Raw genomic sequence first — 5,773 nt, 5'->3', positions numbered from 1 at the left:
AATTGTCGACCGCGTGAACCTGCAAGCCCTGGGAAGCCAGGTACACGGCGTTGCGGCCCTCGCCTTCGGCGATCGATAGCACCGGATCCAACAACCGCTCTGCGTGCTGTTTAAGAAACGAATTGGGTTCGGTGCCGTAAGCAAATTCCGATTCGGAATAGCGAGCGTTCCAGTCTGGTGGTGACAACGTGTTGTTCCTCGAGAGAGTGACTGAGCGGTGACGGCTTTCCGAGCCGAACTTGACGAACCTGCATTCATGTAATAACTTAAGTTACATGAAACGAGATAGCAAGCTATCCGGCGTGCTGCACATTTTGTTGCACATGGCGGAGCTGGACGAACCGGTGACTTCGGACAATCTGTCGAAGATCATGGACACCAATCCTGTCGTGGTGCGTCGCCTGATGGCGGGGCTTCGCGAGCAGCAGTACGTGCAAAGCATCAAGGGGCACGGAGGCGGATGGACTTTGGCGTGCGAGCTGGCTGATGTGACTTTGCGGGATATCTACGAGGCGGTGGGCAGCCCGGGGTTGCTGGCGATGGGCAATCGCACGGACGCTCCGGGGTGTTTGGTGGAGCAATCCGTGAATGCGGCACTGGGCAAGACGTTTGACGAAGCCGAGCAATTGCTGCTCCGGCGGTTGGGCGAAGTCACGCTCGCTTCGCTGAGCGCCGATTGCCACCAACGCCTTCAAGCGAAAGGCATTTCCCTCCAAGCCAAACGGAACCGACATGGAATCCAAAGCTGATTTTCTCCAAGCGGCATTTCACGCCCCGGAGGCGGTCGCCAAATACGCCGATTCGCCACCGATCGCTGTTCCCGGGTTCGCGGACATGCAGCGGATGGCGGCGTTGTTGCTGGCCGAGCGGGTGCGGGAGAACGGCCGGATTTTGGTCGTTGGAGCCGGCGGTGGACTGGAGTTGAAAGTGTTCGCGGAAGCGGAACCGAGTTGGCGATTTGATGGCGTGGACCCATCACAACCAATGTTGCAACTGGCCGAGCAAACGCTCGGGCCGCTTGCCTCTCGAGTCAGGCTACACGAGGGCAAGATCGATGCTGCGCCGGAGGGGCCTTTTGATGCGGCCACGTGCATTTTGACCATGCACTTTGAGGACGTGGAAGTGCGGAAACAGATGTTGGCCTCCATTCGTCAGCGGCTCAAGCCACAGGCACCGTTCATCGTGGTGCACCTGAGTTTCCCGCAATCCGAGGGTGCACGCGAGCGGTGGCTTTCACGGTACGCAGCTTACATGGTTCGTCCGGCCGTGGATGCGGAAAAGGCATCGCAGTTTCGAAAGGCGGTCGATGCTTATCTCACCATTCTTGATCCCCAACACGACGAAGCGTTGTTGCAAGAGGCGGGGTTCACGAACGTGGAGCTGTTTTACGTCGGGTTCGCTTTCCGAGGCTGGGTGTGTTACGCATAGAGACGCGACGCTGGCTCCGTAGATGGGGATGAAATGCTCGCTGCTGAGTAAAACCAAGTGATATCAAATTTCCCCCGATTTCACTCGGAGCAACGAGCAATGTCGAAATTGGCTTATTACGCCGGTTTGGACTATCACCGACACAGCATCCCGGCGTGTGGCATGGACGCCCAGGGCAACCTCATTCAAAACGCAACGCGGCCCAACGATTGGCGGGCCGTCGCCGAGGTTGTCCCCGAAGGCGGCACGGTTTTCGCTGCCATCGAGGCCTGCTGTGGAGCGGCCGACTTCTCCGAAGAACTCATCCGCCACACTGGCTGGTCAGTCAGCTTAGCCCATCCAGGCTAGGTCGCTCGCATCAAGCAAAGCCCCGACAAAACCGACTGGGCCGCAAGGCTAAAAACATCGCCCGGCGTCAGCTACCGGTACTTTGAGTGTCGCCGCCTGGGATGCGGACGGCAATTCGTCGAGGTGCTTCGTGAGTAAGGTTGCTCCAACTTACGTCACTTCGCGAGTTCAGCTGCGATCGCTGAGAACTGTTCCAACGTCGTTTGCAGATCATCTGCGATGTCTTGGGCCAGTACTTCCGGGTCGGGCAGGTTCTCGCTGTCTTCGAGCGAGTCATCTTTGAGTCAGCAGGTGTCGAGGTTCGATCGCTTGAGGGGGGGGTGAAGTGCATGTTGGTGCGGACCGTCTCTCCGGCTCCGCCCTCGAAGAGGACGTTGTCGGGGACGACGACCGCAGCTCGGCAGCAACGTCTTGATGTGCTCCCGTGAGCGGCAAGGCGCTAGCCGTCGGTTCGTCAGCCCCACTTATCGCGTTCCATCCGATCTTGAGCTTCCAAAACGTAAATCATCACCTGTTCCAAATCATCATCCGTATCAACGAATTGAATGTCCCCGCCTTTGGTCCAGACCTTTGCGTTCGCAATCGGATTCTCACACCGCCTAACGACGCGAGTCGCGTTCGCTTTCAATTCATCACGGACTCGCTTGATGCCGTCGGCCGCTCGATAATCGTTGTTTCCGGTTTTGGGAACGACCGTCACAACAACATGAACATGATTTGATCGGACAGAAACGGCGTGCAATTCCCAACCACGAATTTGCGAGTGCTTACGAATCACAGCTTCCACCGATTCGCGATGTTGCTCGTCCAGCAGAACCGCGTCCTCCTTCATTCGATCCTTGCACCAGTCCTCAAGCAATGGCTGCGGTTGCTGTTCACCCCGTTTCCATTTCTTCCAACCACGTGCGTCTCCTGGTAACCATGAACCATATGCAGTCCATGTGATGAAGAGCGTTATCGGATCGTTTGCATCGTTGGCCATTCAACCATCGTACTGGACGCAACGAACCGACGGCTAGCGCCTTGTCGCTCACAAGATCAGGCTGAAACGTTCGCCCGGATCACCGGCCAAGCGAGTCGGCACCAGCCCCGATCGGACACGGGTCGCCATCCATGCCGTGCAGAAAGAGATTCATCACGCACTGACGAGCCGTATTGGGAACCAGTTCCCAGACACCGTGAGCGGCAAGGCGCTAGCCGCCGGTGTTTCAGCGTAACGAACCGACGGCTAGCAACTCGTCGCTCACGGCTTCGATTCTTCGGGTGTCATTCGCCCTGTTTCCCAGCCGATCACCGGCTTAAAAAGATGGGTTCTATCAGCTTCGACCTAATTGGGGAGGTTCACTCAGTTCATCGCGGATGTCGACTGCTTGATCAGCCCAGAAGCTACCCGACAGTTTCTATTTCGACGTATTCCTTGCTCCTGCAACCGACGCCGCTTTTGTTTTTGCCCACTCAATCATGGAACTGGACGCAATCGAGGCAACTTGAGCGTGTCGCATTACTTCGTGGCGGGCATCGACTGAGGCGTTTGGGCGGCACGCGTGGCGCACGCGGATGCTGCTCCAAACTGGCGCTGCCTTGTGGGCAGGGCTTTCGGTACTCTGGCAAACGATTGACGTCCTGTCTTGTTCGGTAAATCCCCTGAAGCCCTGAGTCCTGCATCGTGTTCTTTCAACCGAAAGCGAACCTGTCCGATTCCGCGAAGTCGAGGATAGAGTTTTGCTTGCAACAGATCGCTGAATGTGTTGGCTTTGAACGCCTCTTGCTTCCCGTGGTGAGTCGCAAAGCGATCTTTGACCTCTATGAAGCCGAGCGGAATCCGCAACCGGTGATCGCATTTGTCGGAAAACACCTCGGGCATGATGTCGATGCAATCCAGGTTCGCAATGCCCTCCCGCAAGCTCAGAGTGCAGGCGGTGGCTGTTGCGGTGGTGGGTCTTGCAGCGGGCCCAGCGAATTGCCTGGCCTGTACGACGCGACCAATCGATCGATCACGCTGGATCAGACGATCGACAGCGATCCGGTGATGGGGCTGGCCACACTGATCAACGGTGTCGTCTGTGATCTGCTATCGCAAAACAACTTTGCCGGAGCACACTTGCCTGAACAAGTCGACCTTGCCGTTATCGGCACGGGACTGGGAATGATTCGCAGCGGCATCAGCTTGGTTGCCAAGCACCCCGTTCACTGGGATTCGACCCAGTGGGACGTTTTCCCTCGACCGTTTCTCGACGGTCAATCGCTTGCCTATGCCAACGCGATTGCGGCCTGGGCGCGTGACGAGGCGGCTCCCGAGTGGATGAACGATTTACTTGGCGACGTCAAAAGACCGACGCGGAAGTCGCTGAAGTTCCTGCGGAAGACAAACGATTCCTTCTTTCGACCAAAGGCGAAGCAGGTCCTGTTGACGCAGTCCCAAAGCGAATGGTGGAAACTGGCAACCGATTCATCGACGTCGAATCAGGTGATCGCGATTCGACACTTGAATTCGAACGGCAGGCTGGATGACCAGCAAGAGTCCTTGTTGATTGACAAATTGGGGTCGGCAAACGTCGCGATCACGCTGAATGCGATCGCGGCGATTGAGCGGATGGCATCCCAGCAACCAGCGATTGCCAGCGAGTCCCTTGTTCGCGGGCTTCGTTCTCTGACGGATCATCGAGACGACGAAGTCTGCGCCAAAAGCATGTGCGTGCTGGCCAAGCTTGGCGGGCTGGACGAAGCGACGGTGGAGACGGCAGCGACGATGTTGGAAGCTCATCCAAAGCACCTCACTTTCGCCGGCCTGTTTGCGTTGTGCACGCAGGGTTCCGTTCCGGAGGAGGTCGTGCCTGCGCTGGACCGATGTTTCGTTCGCGTGTTGCGAGCGTGCGACTATGATCTCATCGATTTGATCGCGACCGCGTACCGACGCTGGCTTGACGATCCTCAGTCGCACATCGAGGAGTTGTTTCAGAACAGCCCCGAGCATCTGCCGATCGCATTGGAAACGCTGCAGAAGGTTCCACCGCAACCCGTTCCGTTGCGTCGCGGAGCCTGACGAGCCGCACTCGCTGAATGAGTGGCGGGATTGGTAGTGGACGAAGCGACGAGTCCCGTGCATGAGGATTCGTGGCCTCATCCACTACGCCCATCGTAGCGCCCGCGCAAACGCTAGCTTCGGCAGCAACCGCTGCAACAATCGTCACAAACGCATGTCGCGCCGCACTTGCACGCTTCCGTTCCGCAGCAGCATTCACATGCCTTCGTTGCGCACTCACACTTGCCGCTATCGCAGCATTTGCAGGAATCACTCATTTCGCTTTCCTTTCAGAAGTTTCGCAGCACTCCCAATCGTTTTCAAAACAATCAAGGAGGTTGCAGGGAGAATCATTGGGGGTTTCGCTTCCACAAGCATTGGAAAACTGATGAACCATTTTCAGCATGCGATGGAGGTCATTGATCTTTTGATGAATCTCTTCCACCTTCCGGTCACATGCCTTCGCGAGACGAGGACGCGTTTCTTTCGAGCAGAACGCAATATCAAGTAGTTCTTGGGCATCCTTGAGCGAAAACCCAAGCTCTTGCACCTTCTTGATGAACTTGATCGTTCGGGCATCCGAGTCCGAGTAGGTTCGGTACCCCGTCGTTCGAGCGGGCGTTTCGAGGAGCCCTTTCCGCTGATAAAAACGGACGGTTTCCACGCCAACGCCCGCGGCTTTCGCCAACGCGCCAATCGTCATGGGTTCGCTGTCGGTGTTTTCCATGCCCCCAGTATACACCCCGTACCACGGTACGGAGTCAAGCGGTTTCCCTTCCGACATTCGGCAAACCGTTTCCGTTGAGCGGCTGTGGGGGCCTTGGTTGAATCATCGCGAAACGCGATTCATCCAGCGGTTGATCCATGCAATGGTTAATCGATGCGGCGCGTTGATTTGGTTGTAGGTTGGCCACTCTTGGCCGATATCTACAAGCCTGACGGGCAAGAGTACCTGTTCTGCCTGGCGTTCAAATG

6 protein-coding genes and 1 pseudogene are annotated in these 5,773 nt (G+C 56.9%); 4 read left to right on the top strand and 3 right to left on the bottom strand.

What is annotated here, in order from left to right:
* Positions 1-187: pseudogene (locus tag ACF8AM_RS00660) on the bottom strand (SAM-dependent methyltransferase); the annotation flags it as partial.
* A gap of 88 nt (positions 188-275) precedes the next feature.
* Between ACF8AM_RS00660 and ACF8AM_RS00655 the strand changes: the two are divergent.
* The 3 genes from ACF8AM_RS00655 (at position 276) to ACF8AM_RS00645 (ending at position 1,776) form a co-directional block, all read left to right on the top strand.
* Positions 276-749: an Rrf2 family transcriptional regulator gene (locus tag ACF8AM_RS00655; protein WP_392553770.1), complete on the top strand. Its 474-nt coding sequence runs from the start codon at positions 276-278 to the stop codon at positions 747-749.
* The gene (locus ACF8AM_RS00650) at positions 733-1,428 is read left to right on the top strand and encodes a class I SAM-dependent methyltransferase (protein ID WP_392553769.1); all 696 of its coding nucleotides are present in this window, start codon (positions 733-735) and stop codon (positions 1,426-1,428) included. The genes ACF8AM_RS00655 and ACF8AM_RS00650 overlap by 17 nt, the downstream gene beginning before the upstream one ends.
* 99 nt (positions 1,429-1,527) lie before the next feature.
* A complete protein-coding gene (locus ACF8AM_RS00645; RefSeq protein ID WP_392553768.1) occupies positions 1,528-1,776 on the top strand; it encodes a hypothetical protein in 249 nt (82 codons plus the stop codon).
* 454 nt (positions 1,777-2,230) lie between these two features.
* On the opposite strand, the gene ACF8AM_RS00640 is transcribed toward ACF8AM_RS00645, so the two are convergent.
* A complete protein-coding gene (locus ACF8AM_RS00640) occupies positions 2,231-2,758 on the bottom strand; it encodes a transposase (RefSeq protein ID WP_392553767.1) in 528 nt (175 codons plus the stop codon).
* 744 nt (positions 2,759-3,502) lie between these two features.
* Here ACF8AM_RS00640 and ACF8AM_RS00635 point away from each other — a divergent pair.
* Entirely contained in the window at positions 3,503-4,819 is a 1,317-nt protein-coding gene (locus ACF8AM_RS00635; protein WP_392553766.1) for a hypothetical protein, read from the top strand.
* Between the two features lie 253 nt (positions 4,820-5,072).
* Here the strand turns inward: ACF8AM_RS00635 and ACF8AM_RS00630 are convergent, their stop codons facing one another.
* Complete coding sequence (locus ACF8AM_RS00630) at positions 5,073-5,501, bottom strand: MerR family transcriptional regulator (protein ID WP_392553771.1); 429 nt, start codon at positions 5,499-5,501, stop codon at positions 5,073-5,075.
* Positions 5,502-5,773: the final 272 nt, after the last annotated feature.

The sequence above is a fragment of the Rhodopirellula sp. JB055 genome, from assembly GCF_043100905.1.
GTDB lineage: Bacteria > Planctomycetota > Planctomycetia > Pirellulales > Pirellulaceae > Rhodopirellula.
This window is presented reverse-complemented; position numbering and strand designations above follow the sequence as displayed.

Bases quoted from the DNA above. Each gene is read 5' to 3' on its own strand.
- ACF8AM_RS00655 (WP_392553770.1), top strand. From the start codon at position 276: ATGAAACGAGATAGCAAGCTATCCGGCGTGCTGCACATTTTGTTGCAC.
- ACF8AM_RS00650 (WP_392553769.1), top strand. From the start codon at position 733: ATGGAATCCAAAGCTGATTTTCTCCAAGCGGCATTTCACGCCCCGGAG.
- ACF8AM_RS00645 (WP_392553768.1), top strand. From the start codon at position 1,528: ATGTCGAAATTGGCTTATTACGCCGGTTTGGACTATCACCGACACAGC.
- ACF8AM_RS00640 (WP_392553767.1), bottom strand. From the start codon at position 2,758: ATGGCCAACGATGCAAACGATCCGATAACGCTCTTCATCACATGGACT.
- ACF8AM_RS00630 (WP_392553771.1), bottom strand. From the start codon at position 5,501: ATGACGATTGGCGCGTTGGCGAAAGCCGCGGGCGTTGGCGTGGAAACC.